This is a genomic window from Geofilum rubicundum JCM 15548, assembly GCF_000974365.1.
Taxonomy (GTDB): domain Bacteria; phylum Bacteroidota; class Bacteroidia; order Bacteroidales; family Marinilabiliaceae; genus Geofilum; species Geofilum rubicundum.
The window spans coordinates 13,928-27,541 of sequence record NZ_BAZW01000036.1 but is presented as its reverse complement, the minus strand read 5'-3'; the positions used below and the strand labels follow the sequence as shown (position 1 = coordinate 27,541).

The following is a 13,614-nucleotide window of genomic DNA, read 5'->3' as shown; positions in this document are numbered from 1 at the left end:
AACTCAAACCATCCCCCCTATGAATCAATACGGCTATACCAAAGAAAACATTAAAAACAGAATGTATAAAAGGGCTGCAGCTCTTTGGGACATCAGAGATGTCGACAATCTTGACCCTATTGTGAAACTCATGATCGAATCTCTGGCCAGTGAGGTTTTTGGGCTATCAGGAGAAATGCAGGATATGGAAGGACGCCTGCTAAGCAAAATGGCCAACGAGTTAACCCCCACAGCCATGGCTACTGCCATGCCTGCTCATGCCATTGTTCATGCCACCTCCACAGGCAATGAAACACCCATAGACGGCAAAACCGAATTTCACTACAAGAACCCGGCCTTCATGCAAAAGCATGGGTTAAAAAGGTTGGTTTTTTCTCCGGTTGTCAACACCAGACTCGTTCAGGCAAAAGTCGGGTATTTTATTGCAGACGGAGACCTATATGCACTCAATGCCAAAATGATGAAAGACAAAATAGCACGTCCCCATCAAAAGCTGCCACTTTTCAACAACAGTATCTGGATTGGGTTAAACATCGCCAAGGAAGTCGCCTCCATCAACCACCTCTCCTTTTATTTCGATTTTCCATATATCGAAAACAAAGAAAACTACTTCCACCTCCTTCCCTACACCAAATGGTCGCTCAAGGGAGAACCACTCACGACGGAAGCCGGCATATATCAAACAAAACCCGGAAACAAAAATGCCGACCGGGCATTTTTGGACAACTATGACATCCTGTCAAAAATTGATAAAGACATCACAGCCCTGTACAATCAACGCTACATTACGATCCATCAACCCATTGACAACACCAAAAACAACCAGTCCATCCTTCCGGCTGAAGTGGCAGACATGTACTCAAAGGAAATAAATGAGGTGATTCAAAAACCCCTCATCTGGATAAAAGTTGAATTTCCACCCTACTATACCAATAAGGAGATCAGTGAAGTCTTCGTGAGCTGCAACGCTGTTCCTACAGCCAATAAATACCTCCATGAAACCGAACATCAAATCGATCCATTCAACACCATTCTACCATTACCCAAATATAAAAATGAAGCTTTTCTAACCATCGAAATGGTTTCGGATGAAAGAGGCAAAATATATTTCGAAGAACACGCCAAAAACTTTCATGAATCAATTAATGGCACCTATGCCATTCGTCGCGGAGGAGCAGAAAGATTCAACAGCACCGATGCCCGACAATTTTTGATACGTCTGCTGGATTTATTGCGTGATGAAAGCGTCGCTTTCACCAATGTTGAAAGAGATACACTGGATCAAAACACGAACAGTCTGATAAAGCAAATCAACCATCTCGAACACAAAATAAACCTGAACAACGATAAGGAGGAAGTTCCCAATTACCTGATTATTGACCATAAAGAAGCCAGTCAAATTTTGGTATTGGCAAAATTCTGGCTGACCAACGGTCCCATAGCCAACGGACTTAATGCCGCAGAGCCATTGAGCTATAATGGATATGACGACATTGACAAAACCGACATCATGTTTCTGTCGGCCTCGAAGGGGGGCAAAAACGCACCTGATGAACTCAGCAAAACGCGTCTATTTAAAAACACCCTCATCTCAAAAGGATCCATTTACTCTTCCGAGGATATTTCCTCCTACTGTTTGGCCCAATATGGCCACCTCATTACAAAAGTAGAGGTCAAAAAAGGCTACGACATCGGATCCGGCCCCCAGGAAGGACTCATCAGCACCATTGACGTTTACCTTAAACTGAAACCCCATACCGACCTCGACGAACAAAACGAAATCAGATACAACCTCATTTCAGGACTCAAATACAATGCCCCCGATGATTTCAATTTCAGATTGTTCATTATATCGACCCCCTAGAAAGGATAGTTGCTACCTTAATTTAGGTAATGCATACAACTGTAATGGTGATACGGCAGAGACCATGGAGATGAATGTTCAATATGCTGATTGGATGAAGTTATCGATTTAAACGGGTCTATCAAGACCTTTGTTTGAAAAACGAATAGCAGTTTCATAATTAATGGAACTTATTTCTTATGTTTACGTTATAATTACAAGTATTTTGGAATTATTAAGGAAGAACAAACTGGTAAAACTTAAAACCAAGAATCGTGGCAATACAAAATTGATCAAAGCGATTGATCAATTAATTTCTGATATTGAAAAAGCTAATTGGACAAAACAGACTGAGATTAAGGAAGTCCGACACGATGCCGATTGTGTCCATAGCGACGGATTTTTCTTTTTTGATATATATATTCATCGTACAATGATTCTGATAGTGTTTGAGGCTAACGAGGCGACTGTTATCTGGACAGGCTCACATGATGAGTATGTTGCAACCTTTAAAGATAATAAGGCAACGATTGAAAAATGGTTGCGTTTTCAAAAACTAATTTAAAATGGAAAAATTTTCGATACAAAATATACAGAAGATTGTTTCGCTCAATAGTGAACTTGATCTTGAAAAAGCATCATCCTTATATCTAAGACTTCGGGTTTTAGCAAAAGAAGATAAATCATATGAGGCTGTTCGCAAACATTTGCGCAAACTGATTTCAGATTATGAAGAAAAGAATTGGTCGGATGAAAACAGTATCACAGATAATCAAATAAGGGAGAGCGATTTAGCCGAAGTAATTGTACAAGCTGAAAATGAGTTTTATCAAAAAAGGAAAGGACTGATTAAAGCTAAATTAAAAGGTGCCGGATTAAATCAAAATGACTTGGCGAAAATTCTTGAACATAGAAAAGGGTATATGTCGGAGCTGATTAACGGACTACGACCGTTTTCTAAAGAGGATTTAGTTGTAATCAACAGATTGTTCAAAATAAAATTTGAGGATTTAATCCCTGCATTCATACAGCCAGAAAGAGCTTCACATATAAAAAAAACCTTAGAGTCTTTATCAAGTAATAAAATTAAGCTGACAACAAAGGATTTTGATTTACAAAAGGCTTGATACCGGATTTAATTTTCATGTCAATGGGCTTCATTTTCCAATTCAGCCATTCTGTTTTCAAGATAGGACAACCTGGATTGTTTTTCTATTGAAAATGATTGGGTGTCTTTAATGATAAATTCTAGCAAGAAGCGCGATTTCTGATAATACTCGAGACTTTTGTTATAATTCTTTTGAGCGTAAAACAATTCTGCTTGGGAATAAATCAGTTCTGATAATATTTCTAAATGACCGTTTGTATAATTATGTTCTTGCACAAGACTGTCAGTTAATTGATTCAAGGGGATTTTGTCAAAAAATCCAGCATCTTGTTTTAATAAATCCTGATAAGCATGATCGATGGATTGAGATGCCCTTTTATAATCGCCTTTTCTGATTAGCCCAAGTATACCAGCTACTAATTCGGCCAGCATCTCAATCATTCTTAGTATGTAATCTCTCTGATACATTATTCAAAATCTTATTTGTTATTTTACCAATATAGCCACCTGCACCCACTTTTGTAAAGGAAGACGAAGCGAGTTTCCGGAATGGGTGTCCAAATGATTCCAGAATTTGAAGCGAGGCATCATCTCTTGGCATTCTTCAGAAACCTGCATTAATCTGCCACTGAAGCATCATTAAAAATACAAAAGTCTTCATCAAGTTTAACCAAAAAATAATATATTTGAATCAAATTGTCAAAAGCAGGCCCATTTAAACCAAATTAACCAGTCAAAACCCTAAAAACACCCCTTATGCCAATCCACCCCCACCAATTAGAGAAAATATCTCCAAAAGCTACATTAACCTTAATTCAGAATGTATTTTGGAACTAACCATAAACCATTTATATAAGATATACGACAATGGTCATCAGGCCTTGCGGGATATCAATCTGACCATTGGAGAGGGTATGTTTGGACTGCTCGGACCCAATGGGGCCGGCAAATCCACTCTCATGCGGATATTGGTGACGCTCCAGGCTGCCAGCTCGGGAGAGGTGATGGTCGATGGCTATTCGCTTTCCAAACATCGAAAAGAAATCCGGCAAATGATTGGTTATCTGCCGCAGGATTTTCGCTTTTTTCCGAAGTTAAAGTCCTGGGAGTTTCTGGATTATGCGGCTTCACTGGCGGGACTGAAAAACAAAAAGGAAAGACGCGCGGAAGTGGACCGTTTGCTGCATCAGGTGGGACTTATTCATGTGCGCGACCGCTTTGCCAATAAACTGTCGGGAGGCATGAAGCGCCGCCTGGGCATTGCTCAGGCGCTGATTGGCAACCCCAGATTGATTATAGTGGATGAGCCGACCACCGGACTTGATCCTGAAGAGCGCATCCGGTTCCGGAATATTTTAAGTCATCTGAGCAACAATGGCGTCATCATCATCCTGTCCACGCATATTGTGGCCGACATTTCCAGCACCTGCCGATCCATGGCCTTGTTGGATGAGGGGGAAGTGCATTATCAGGGAAGCCCGGATGAGTTTGTGAATCGGGCCAAAGGGATGGTCTGGCACGCCGATGTGGGTTTTGATGAATTGAAAACCATCAAAGAGAAATACCCGGTCATTACCACCATCCTTCGGTGAATGGATATGAGGTGGAGTTGATTGCCAGGGAAAAACCAGTACAAGGCGCCCGGATTATAGAACCCGGTCTGGAACACGCCTACGTCTGTTTTATGGAAAGGGGGATGTTGGTTAAATGAACGATCAATGGTACCATATCTCCCGGATAGGGAATTTTGAAGCCCGCATACTTTGGCGCAGCTGGCTGTTCCGGGTATTTGCCATACTCATCCTCAGCCTGCTCATCTTTTTCGACCTCTTTGGGGTGTTGGGACTGGCTGGATCGGGCTCCTGGCCGGGACGACATATACCCGGCAACATTGCCTACATGAACTTTTTTCTTTTCACGGTCGGGCAGGTCATTATCGCCTCTTTTTTATCGGCTGATTTTCTGGGACGCGAGAAGAAAATGGATACCACGGAAGTGTTTTATACCCGTCCGGTATCCAACCTGCAATATGTACTGGGAAAAACCTGGGGGGCATTAATGGTGTTCACCGGGCTCAATATGGTTGTGATGCTACTGGCCATGCTGGTATCCCTCCTTTCACCTGACACCACCTTTGTCCTTGCCACTTTCTTCTTTTATTTGCTGGTCTATTCCCTGCCCTCTCTCCTGTTCATTCTGGGCTTCTCCTTTGTACTGATGGTCGTGGTTCGCAACCAGGCCGTCACCTTCGTACTGGTGCTTGGATTTGGCGCTACGGTGCTGTTTTATCTGCAAAACAAGCATTGGGGTGTTTGGGACTTTATGGGCTTTTATTTACCGGCCCAATATTCCGGTTTTTCCGGATTCAGTCATTTGCGTGAAATCTTCATGCAACGGGCTACTTTTGTATTACTGGGTATTTTGGGCATTTTGCTGACGGCCTTTTTCCTTCCGCGTCTCCCCGGCACCCGGCACCGATCAGTTTATCTGGTTATTTTTAGTGCCTTAGCGCTAAGCGGAGCCGTATTTTTGGTGTACACCACCGTTTCAACCGGTTTCAAAGGTCAGAAACTGAGGGAGCAGATTCGGCAACAGGAAAGCCTCTTGCCTGCTTGGCCGGAATCCCTCATAGACTCGTGTCACCTGAACATTCATCATCGGGGGGATGTGCTCGAATGTGAAGCCATTTTAAAAATGGCGCATCCGCAACAAAGTGATTCCATACGGATGCTTTAAACGCCGGATTTCAGGTGGAGGCGATTTTCGTCAACGAAAATCCGGCCGGGTTCACCCACCATCTGGGATTGCTCTCGGTGGCGACGGATGGACTCACAAGAGACCGTGATTCCCTCTTGCATTGTCGGATAAAATATCGGGGCGCACCCGATCAATCATCCATATATCCCTATGTCAGTGAAGAGGACCGACAGCTGCTCAACCGTTTTGATCCCTTGGTGGCCGGTAAAGAATACGCTTTTGTCCAGTCCGACTTCCTGTTACTAACCCGCGAGGCAGGCTGGTATCCGGTGGTGGCCTGGCGCAACTACCGTCAACAGGCCGCCTTCACTTCCTATTCCCTGCAATTTTCCTCCAGCCATAACTTGCAGGTATTTTCGCAGGGAAGGGGCCATCAACAGGAAGGCACCACCTATTTTGAAAACGACCAGCCCTTGAATGCCCTAACCCTTTTGTCGGGCGAGTACTCGGTCGATTCATTGGTGGTGGATGGCATAGAATACCAATTGGGGGTGCATACCCACAATTTACTGCTTCAAAATAATTTTGACCAGATTGGGGATACCCTTCCGGCACTCATTCGTGACTTGAAAAGCCATTACGAACGAAATCTGAAACTGGAATATCCCTTCAGGCGACTAAAAATCATGGAGGTACCCACCCATTTTTTCACCTACCTGCAAAACTGGACCACCGCCACGGATCATATTCAGCCCGAATTCATTTTGCTGCCCGAATATGGCGGGGGACAATGGTTTTTGAATGTGGGCAGAACCCGCAAGGAATTTGAAGATGAAGCCAAACAGCAGGGAGAAGAACCCAATGAGCAGGAGGTACAGGCACGTATGTTTGTGACTCTGGCCGGCAATGCCTTTGTGTTCCCGGGATGGCAAATTATTGATCGGGGACAGGAAATAAAAAACAATCCCGGCGGCTGGAACCGCGTTCAGGTTTTCCCGCTGTATGTCCACCATGCCTACCAAATACAGGAAGAAGGATGGCCGGTTTTCCAAATCATGCTCGAAGAAGCTCTGCGCAATAAGGCGCGTAAAGGAGAAGTCGACGTGTGGCGTTTAAACCGCGACCAGTACATGGGCCTTTTGGCGCTTAAAAAGAAAAGCCTGTCGCAATGGATGGCACAAGCCACGGCCGATGACACCATTGCACGCATTTTACAGTTAAGGGGCATCCAATTCTTTAAAGAAATATCCGCGCTTTCCCCAACAGGTGATTTTACCGAGGAACTAAAAGCGTCGTTTGTGGACCGGAAATTTCAAGTCAGCCACCCGTCCGGATGGCTCCGGCATGTTCAAGTGTCCTTCAACGCCTATGAGAAATACCAAAACATTCAGAAGGGGGATCAGCTTCCGGCCTTTGAATTTGGTTGGGTTCGAACGTCAGAATTGACCGGAAACGGAAAAAATCAATACCTGGTGTCACTGGATGTGTCCAATGTGGGGGGCACAGATGGCATACTGGATGCGCAAACGACCTTTTTGGACCTGTCGGAAAACCGAAACCAATCGTATTCCCAATGGATGTACCAGAAAATGGACAGCGAAAGCAATGAGGACAAACGATTGCATTTGATACCGGCCGGCACCAAAGTGCGGATCGATATGCTCTTCGACCAACTGCCGCGTCAACTGACCATCTTCACCGGGATAGCTCAAAACATTCCGCCCGTTAAAACATTCGATTTGCGGAATTTCGACAAGGGGGTCGGTCCCCTGCACAAGAGGGGGTCCATTTTATCGATTCGGTGAAAGAGCGCACCCTCCCCCAAAACGAAATCATCATCGACAATGAAGATCCGGGATTTTCCATAGCCAGCAGCGAAGAGGTCAAAACGCTCAAGGAGTGGTTGTTAAAACGGGAACGCGGACGCGCTCAGGCCTACAGCTTTTTTGAGAGTCACAATCCGAAACCGGTATGGACCACCACTTTGGGGGAAAACTATCATGGCGGATTTTTGCAGTCGGCTGTTTTAAAAGCGGCCGGAAATGGAGATGACCTTGCCCGGTGGCAATGTCAGTTGCCCGAAGAAGGCATTTATGAAGTCCAGGTCTATATCCCCCGCCACATGAACGTGGGATGGAGACACAGAAACTCAAAGGGAGGTTTTCATTACGAAATCCTTCATGCCAATGGCATTGAAGAGGTGGAAACACCACCGGTCCGGGAAAAGAATGGCTGGGTTTCTCTGGGGCACTATTTTTTCAATCAGGGTGAAGCCGCTGTGGAACTATCGGACAAAACAGATTTTCCCTACGTGGCTGCCGATGCCGTTAAGTGGGTAAAAACAAAGTAAACGACATGCAAAAACCAATCAACAATACACTTAAATCCTAAGCAAATGATGAGATTATTGATCCTCCTGATCCTTTCCCGGGGTTTTATCTCCCTAACAGATGCACAGGAAATTTTAAGCCTTAAAAATGCCCTGGAAATCGCCAGGATGGAAAGTCCGGAGATTCAAAAAGCCCGCTTAAACCTGACACAGAACCGGGAATTATTGATTGCCAGACGCGCCTCTCTTAAATCCAGTTTCCGGCTGAGTCTGACCCCCTTTCAATACCACAACAACCGGCAGTACAACGAAACGCTTTCTGAATGGTACAACTATGAGAGCATGAGCAGTTACGGATCATTCACCGTGCAACAGCCCATTGTGCTGACCGATGGAACCATCTCCCTGACCAACCGGCTCACGTATCAGGATTCAGAAAGCACCAGTTCTTTTAGTGGGCCCCCGACATCCGTGTTTAACAACCAGCTGTCGTTGCGACTGAATCAGCCCATTTTCACCTACAACCGCACCAAACTGGAGCTTAAGGAGCTGGAATACAATCTTGAAAACGCTGAAATCAACTACGCCTTGCAGGATCTCAGTCTCGAACGTTCAGTATCGAGTGCCTTTTATCAGGTTTATGAGGCACAAATGGCCCTCAATACGTCGCGGGAGGATTTTGAAAACCGCTCAGAAAGCCTGAATATTGTGCAGAACAAAGTAGATGCCGGTTTGGTGGCCCGTGAGGAGCTGTTCCAGGCCGAAGTCGATTGGATGACCAGCCGGTCCAATTACCAGGACCGGGAAGTGGAACTGGCCAACCTTAAAGATCGCTTTAAGCAATTGTTGGGTTTAGATCTGGAACAAGACCTTCAGGTGAAGGCCGAAGTCAACGTTAATCCGGTGCAGGTGGATTTGAACGATGCCCTGGACCGTGCTTCGGGTAACCGTCTGGAATTGCGACAACGCCAGATTGATATTGAAACAGGGCGCTTTGACATGATTCGCACCAACGCCACCAATGAGTTTTATGGAAACATTGGGGTGGATGTGGGATTGTTTGGGCAAGATGAAGAGCTGGTCAATGTTTTTGACCAACCTACCGGCAATCAAACCATTGGCTTTTCACTTGAAATACCGCTGTGGGACTGGGGCGAGAAAAAAGCACGCAAGAGAGCTGTGGAAGCTGCTCAGCACATCCGGGAAATAAATCTGGAAGACGAACGAATAAGGATCGCCCTCTCGGTGCGCCAGTTGCACCGAAATTTGAACAATCTGCTGACGCAGATTGAAATCGCCGGTAAAAACCTCGAAAATGCAGAGCTGACGTATGCTATCAACCTTGAGAAATATAAAAACGGAGACCTCACAAGTATGGATCTCAATCTGTATCAGAACCAGCTGACCGGGAAGAAAACCGACCTCATCCGGGCCCGCATCAGCTATAAACTGGAATTGCTGAACCTCAAAATACAGACCCTCTATGATTATGAAGCAAGCGTAAGCGTTGTCCCTGAAATGCAGTATTATTGAGAACTCCGACCGAAAATCATTTAATGAACCATCGTATTATGAAACCAATCCTTGTTGTCACTTTATTTTTAATGGTCCTGGCTGCCTGCCAGAATCGCAGTTCAAGATTCAATATGGACGTGGCCGTTGATGTCACGGTCCAGACCGTTTCGGCCGGACCGGTCAGAGAAATGGTGACTGTTACCGGTGATCTGATGCCGGCGGCATCCGTCACCCTGAAAAACGAGATGAGCGGGACTTATCTTCTGCAGAATAACCCGGCCACAGGACAACCTTTTAAAATGGGCGACCCGGTGGATAAGGGCATGGTGGTTATAAAACTGGAAGACAAGGCTTACCGTAACACCACCAACATTGAGGGAGAAAGAATCAATCTGGAAATCGCCGAACAGGAATATGAAAAACACCAGGCCTTGTTTGAGAAAGGGGGCGTGACCCGTCGCGAATTGGTCAATGCCGAAAAAAATCTGGTCACCGCCCGCAAAACCTATGAAAACGCTCAGCTAAATCTGGATAAAATGTCGGTCAAAGCCCCCTTCAACGGAGTGATCACTGCCCTCCCCTATTATTCGCAAGACGTTAAGATTGAGCAGGGGCAGGAAATGGTAGGAATCATGGATTTCGACCAACTGGTTTTGGACATCACTCTGCCTGCCCAGGCCTTTGGAAAAGTAGTCGCCGGTCAGGAAGCCCTCATCACCAATTATGCCGCCTCCTCAGATACCATAGAGGGCGTCGTCACCCAGTTATCGCCCGTATTAAACGTTGAAACACGTTCCTTCAAAGGCCGCATGTCGGTCACCAACCATAACCAGTTGCTGCGCCCCGGCATGTTTGTCAATGCGGACATTGTGGTGCAACAAAAGGACAGCGTACTAACGGTGCCCCCCGAAGTGTGCTGTCGCAAATGGGGGGTCGCTTCGTTTACATCATTGAAGGAGAAACCGCCAAAAAACGAATCGTACAAACGGGACTGGAAACCAAGGACCGCATGGAAATAGTGGATGGCATTGAAGCCGGAGAGCAGGTCGTAGTGAAAGGTTTTGAGACACTCAGGGATGGTTCAAAGGTTAAGATTGCGGACAAAAGATAGCCATTGAAAAGCATTGCAAATAAAAAATAATGAGAAGTTTACCCCGTTTTTCCATCAAAAACCCCGTCACCGTATCCATGCTGGTACTGGCCGTTCTGTTGCTGGGTTTTATCTCCTTTTCCCGTCTGGGCACCAACCTCATGCCGGAAATCGACAACCCACGCTTGTTCGTAGAAATTGATGCCGGCGAACGACCGCCTGCCGAAATCGAAAAACAGCTCGTGATGCCCATTGAGGCATTGATCGTGCGACAAAAAGGGGTGGTCAATGTGGGCTCCCACATCATGTCGGGCCAGGCCCGCATCACCATTTCCTATGCCTGGCAAAATGAAATGGACCAGGCTTTTTTGGAATTACAAAAAGTACTGGCACCCTATGCTACCCGCAACGATGTAGAAGAGCTGACCATTTCGAGGTACAATCCCAATGCCGACCCGGTGGTTCAGCTGGCGCTGTCCGACTCTTCAGGAAAAAACCTAAATCAATTGCGCTTGCTGGTCCACAACGTCCTCCGTCCCCAACTGGTACGCCTCGAGGGCGTAGCCGATGTGGCCCTGGCAGGCGAGCGGGAACTGGTGGTGGAGGTGCAGACCAATGCCGAACAGCTGCTCGCCTATGGCGTGACCTTATCCCAGGTGGCCAATACCATACAAAGCTTCAACCAGAATGTGAGCGGTGGTTACATTGAGGAAAAGGGACAGCGTTTCGTGGTGAGAGGCAGCAGCGCCATCACCCGTCCCTCTGATCTGGACGATCTGGTCATTAAAATGGCCGGAAGTAACCCAAACGCCGGTCGGGCCGGCTCACCGGTATTCCTGAAGGACGTGGCCTACATCGAAGTGCTGGAAGGCCGGCCTTCCAGCATTGTGCGCATGAATGGCCAGGAATGTCTCGGACTCTATATCTACAAAGAGAACCGCTACAACACCGTAGAAATGGTGGGTGCCGTGTTTGATGCCCTCGATGATTTCACCCGCAACCATCCCGGTGTCCATTTGAGCATCGTCGAAAATCAGGGCGAATTCATAGAGGCCTCCATTTCTGAAGTCAGTGACAGCGCTCTGCTCGGCATCTTTTTCGCCATTGTGGTGCTGTTTCTCTTCCTAAGAAACTGGGGAGCTACCCTTGTGGTCAGCATGGCCATTCCCCTGTCGGTCGTGGCCACCTTCGGCCTCATGTATTTCAACGACCTCACCCTCAATTTAATGACACTGGGCGGTCTGGCTCTGGGAGCCGGAATGCTGGTGGACAATGCCATCATTGTCCTCGAAAACATCTACCGGCACCTCGAATTGGGAAAGCCGGTCAAAGAAGCCGCCATTGAAGGAGCAGGTGAAGTCGGCGGGGCCATTATGGCCTCCACCCTGACCACCGTCGTGGTTTTTCTGCCCATCGTCTATTTACAGGGCATATCCGGAGAATTCTTTAAGGACCAGGCGTGGACAGTGGCCTTCAGTCTCTTCTGCTCTCTGGCCGTGGCCCTCATGGTGGTTCCCCTGCTAAGCACCAAACTGATCCGGCACAAGCGCCGTCCCACCACCCGTCAGCCCATGAAATCCGAATTTTATCAGAACCTCTTGCTGAAGGCATTGAACCATAAAGTCTGGGTGCTTGGTCTCGCCCTCCTGCTCATGGCCGGCAGTTATGCCCTGCTCCCGGTGATCGGCTCCTCCTTCCTCCCCGTAGCCGCCTCAGATGAGCTGGAAATAAACATCACTTTACCGGCCGGCATGCGCCTGCAGCGCACCAATGAGACCCTGGCCTCCATGGAACGCTCCATCCGGCAATTGTTATCCCCCGAAGATCTGAAATGGATCTATTCACATGCCGGTCCCTCCGTGGCCGGCTCCGACCAAAGCTTTACGCGCAGTGAGCATGAAGGCTTCATGAAACTGGCCTTTTCTGAAGACGCCGCATTTATACCCGGAGAGCTGGTGCTACAACTGGACAGCCTGTTTACCGGTGTTCCCGGATTGGAGGTACAATACAGCCAGACCGAACCCGCCCTTCAGGCACTGGCCGGTGATGACGACGCCCCCTTTGTCCTCGAAGTCCGCGGACCAGACATGGACCAATTGCAATCCCTTACGGCAGAAATCGGAGAACGGCTGCGACAGTCGCCCGACCTGCTGAATGTGTCCACCTCCTTCGAAGAGGAAGCCCCGGAAATAGACATCCGCATCGACTGCCTGAAGGCGGGCATGCTGGGCCTCGATATCCCGGGCATCATCTCACAGGTACAGGCCGCCTTGCAGGAGCAGGAAGCAGGTTCACTGGAACAGTATGGCGACCGCACAGCCATCCAGGTCGCCGGTGAAGACCTGTCCATTCGCGATCTGCAGTCCCTTAAAATACTTCAGAACGACCAGACCTATCTGCTCAGTGAACTGGCTGAGGTGGTGGTGGGCCGGGAACCCGGACAAATACTGCGCGACAACCAAAGCCGTGTGGGGAAAATCTATGCAGACGTCACCCGTCATAAGCCCTTCGACCAGGTGGTAGAGGATGCAGAAGCCTCCGTGGCATCCATCGGCCTGCCCGTCGGTTATAGCGCCCTGGTTACCGGAGATGAACAACGGCGTAAGGAATCCTTTTCACAACTATTTTTTGCGCTCATTCTTTCCGTGGTATTGGTTTACATGGTGATGGCTGCTCAGTTTGAGTCGCTCATCCATCCCTTTACCATTCTGTTGACCATCCCCCTGGCCGGAGTGGGCACCATCCTGGCCTTCTGGCTGTTGGGCACCTCCTTTAATGTGATGGCCTTCATCGGCGTGGTGATGCTGGGCGGTATAGCCGTGAATGATTCCATCATATTGGTAGATGCCATCAATCAGTATAAAATAGAAGGACTACCTCTAAGAGCATCCATTATGCAGGCGGCGCGGGATCGTCTCCGCCCCATTCTGATGACCTCCCTCACCACCATGCTGGCCCTGCTTCCGATGGCCCTGTCGATTGGAAGAAGTGCTCCTTAAGGTCGCCACTCGCCATTGCGGTGATTGCCGGAC

12 protein-coding genes are annotated in these 13,614 nt (G+C 47.6%); 11 read left to right on the top strand and 1 reads right to left on the bottom strand.

Annotation, left to right across the window (positions count from 1 at the left end; translation table 11 throughout):
* Positions 1–19: 19 nt before the first annotated feature.
* The 3 genes from JCM15548_RS14150 to JCM15548_RS14140 all read left to right on the top strand — a co-directional run bounded on the left by JCM15548_RS14150 (position 20) and on the right by JCM15548_RS14140 (position 2,970).
* Positions 20–1,864, top strand: coding sequence for a type VI secretion system baseplate subunit TssF (locus tag JCM15548_RS14150; RefSeq protein ID WP_062126699.1), 1,845 nt, complete (start codon positions 20–22; stop codon positions 1,862–1,864).
* Positions 1,865–2,069: 205 nt separating this feature from the next.
* Positions 2,070–2,408 carry a type II toxin-antitoxin system HigB family toxin gene (locus tag JCM15548_RS14145; protein WP_062126732.1) on the top strand — a complete coding sequence of 113 codons (339 nt, stop codon included), beginning with the start codon at positions 2,070–2,072 and terminating at the stop codon, positions 2,406–2,408.
* 1 nt (position 2,409) lies between these two features.
* Entirely contained in the window at positions 2,410–2,970 is a 561-nt protein-coding gene (locus JCM15548_RS14140; RefSeq protein ID WP_062126696.1) for a helix-turn-helix domain-containing protein, read from the top strand.
* Positions 2,971–2,990: 20 nt separating this feature from the next.
* Here JCM15548_RS14140 and JCM15548_RS14135 read toward each other — a convergent pair whose 3' ends face one another.
* Entirely contained in the window at positions 2,991–3,392 is a 402-nt protein-coding gene (locus JCM15548_RS14135) for a hypothetical protein (RefSeq protein ID WP_157482778.1), read from the bottom strand.
* Positions 3,393–3,778: 386 nt separating this feature from the next.
* Here JCM15548_RS14135 and JCM15548_RS14130 point away from each other — a divergent pair, with 386 nt between their 5' ends.
* The 8 genes from JCM15548_RS14130 to JCM15548_RS14100 all read left to right on the top strand — a co-directional run bounded on the left by JCM15548_RS14130 (position 3,779) and on the right by JCM15548_RS14100 (position 13,581).
* Positions 3,779–4,543, top strand: a complete 765-nt coding sequence (locus JCM15548_RS14130) for an ABC transporter ATP-binding protein (RefSeq protein ID WP_227625845.1) — start codon at positions 3,779–3,781, stop codon at positions 4,541–4,543.
* 115 nt (positions 4,544–4,658) lie between these two features.
* Positions 4,659–5,687: an ABC transporter permease gene (locus JCM15548_RS14125; protein WP_062126690.1), complete on the top strand. Its 1,029-nt coding sequence runs from the start codon at positions 4,659–4,661 to the stop codon at positions 5,685–5,687.
* A gap of 14 nt (positions 5,688–5,701) precedes the next feature.
* Complete coding sequence (locus tag JCM15548_RS14120; RefSeq protein WP_062126687.1) at positions 5,702–7,453, top strand: M1 aminopeptidase family protein; 1,752 nt, start codon at positions 5,702–5,704, stop codon at positions 7,451–7,453.
* Positions 7,450–7,998: a golvesin C-terminal-like domain-containing protein gene (locus JCM15548_RS14115; protein ID WP_062126684.1), complete on the top strand. Its 549-nt coding sequence runs from the start codon at positions 7,450–7,452 to the stop codon at positions 7,996–7,998. The genes JCM15548_RS14120 and JCM15548_RS14115 overlap by 4 nt, the downstream gene beginning before the upstream one ends.
* Positions 7,999–8,043: 45 nt before the next feature.
* On the top strand, positions 8,044–9,510 hold the full coding sequence (locus tag JCM15548_RS14110) for a TolC family protein (RefSeq protein ID WP_157482776.1): 1,467 nt from the start codon (positions 8,044–8,046) through the stop codon (positions 9,508–9,510).
* 38 nt (positions 9,511–9,548) lie between these two features.
* Positions 9,549–10,511 carry an efflux RND transporter periplasmic adaptor subunit gene (locus JCM15548_RS14105; RefSeq protein WP_162198250.1) on the top strand — a complete coding sequence of 321 codons (963 nt, stop codon included), beginning with the start codon at positions 9,549–9,551 and terminating at the stop codon, positions 10,509–10,511.
* A complete protein-coding gene (locus JCM15548_RS26740) occupies positions 10,439–10,603 on the top strand; it encodes a permuted SH3 domain-containing protein (protein ID WP_500778318.1) in 165 nt (54 codons plus the stop codon). Before JCM15548_RS14105 ends, JCM15548_RS26740 begins: the two co-directional genes overlap by 73 nt.
* A gap of 29 nt (positions 10,604–10,632) precedes the next feature.
* On the top strand, positions 10,633–13,581 hold the full coding sequence (locus tag JCM15548_RS14100; RefSeq protein ID WP_062126673.1) for an efflux RND transporter permease subunit: 2,949 nt from the start codon (positions 10,633–10,635) through the stop codon (positions 13,579–13,581).
* Positions 13,582–13,614 lie beyond the last annotated feature (33 nt).

Coding starts and splice junctions, on each gene's coding strand:
- JCM15548_RS14110 (WP_157482776.1), top strand. CDS start 8,044: ATGATGAGATTATTGATCCTCCTGATCCTTTCCCGGGGTTTTATCTCC.
- JCM15548_RS14150 (WP_062126699.1), top strand. CDS start 20: ATGAATCAATACGGCTATACCAAAGAAAACATTAAAAACAGAATGTAT.
- JCM15548_RS14135 (WP_157482778.1), bottom strand. CDS start 3,392: ATGATTGAGATGCTGGCCGAATTAGTAGCTGGTATACTTGGGCTAATC.
- JCM15548_RS14125 (WP_062126690.1), top strand. CDS start 4,659: ATGAACGATCAATGGTACCATATCTCCCGGATAGGGAATTTTGAAGCC.
- JCM15548_RS14100 (WP_062126673.1), top strand. CDS start 10,633: ATGAGAAGTTTACCCCGTTTTTCCATCAAAAACCCCGTCACCGTATCC.
- JCM15548_RS14105 (WP_162198250.1), top strand. CDS start 9,549: ATGAAACCAATCCTTGTTGTCACTTTATTTTTAATGGTCCTGGCTGCC.
- JCM15548_RS14140 (WP_062126696.1), top strand. CDS start 2,410: ATGGAAAAATTTTCGATACAAAATATACAGAAGATTGTTTCGCTCAAT.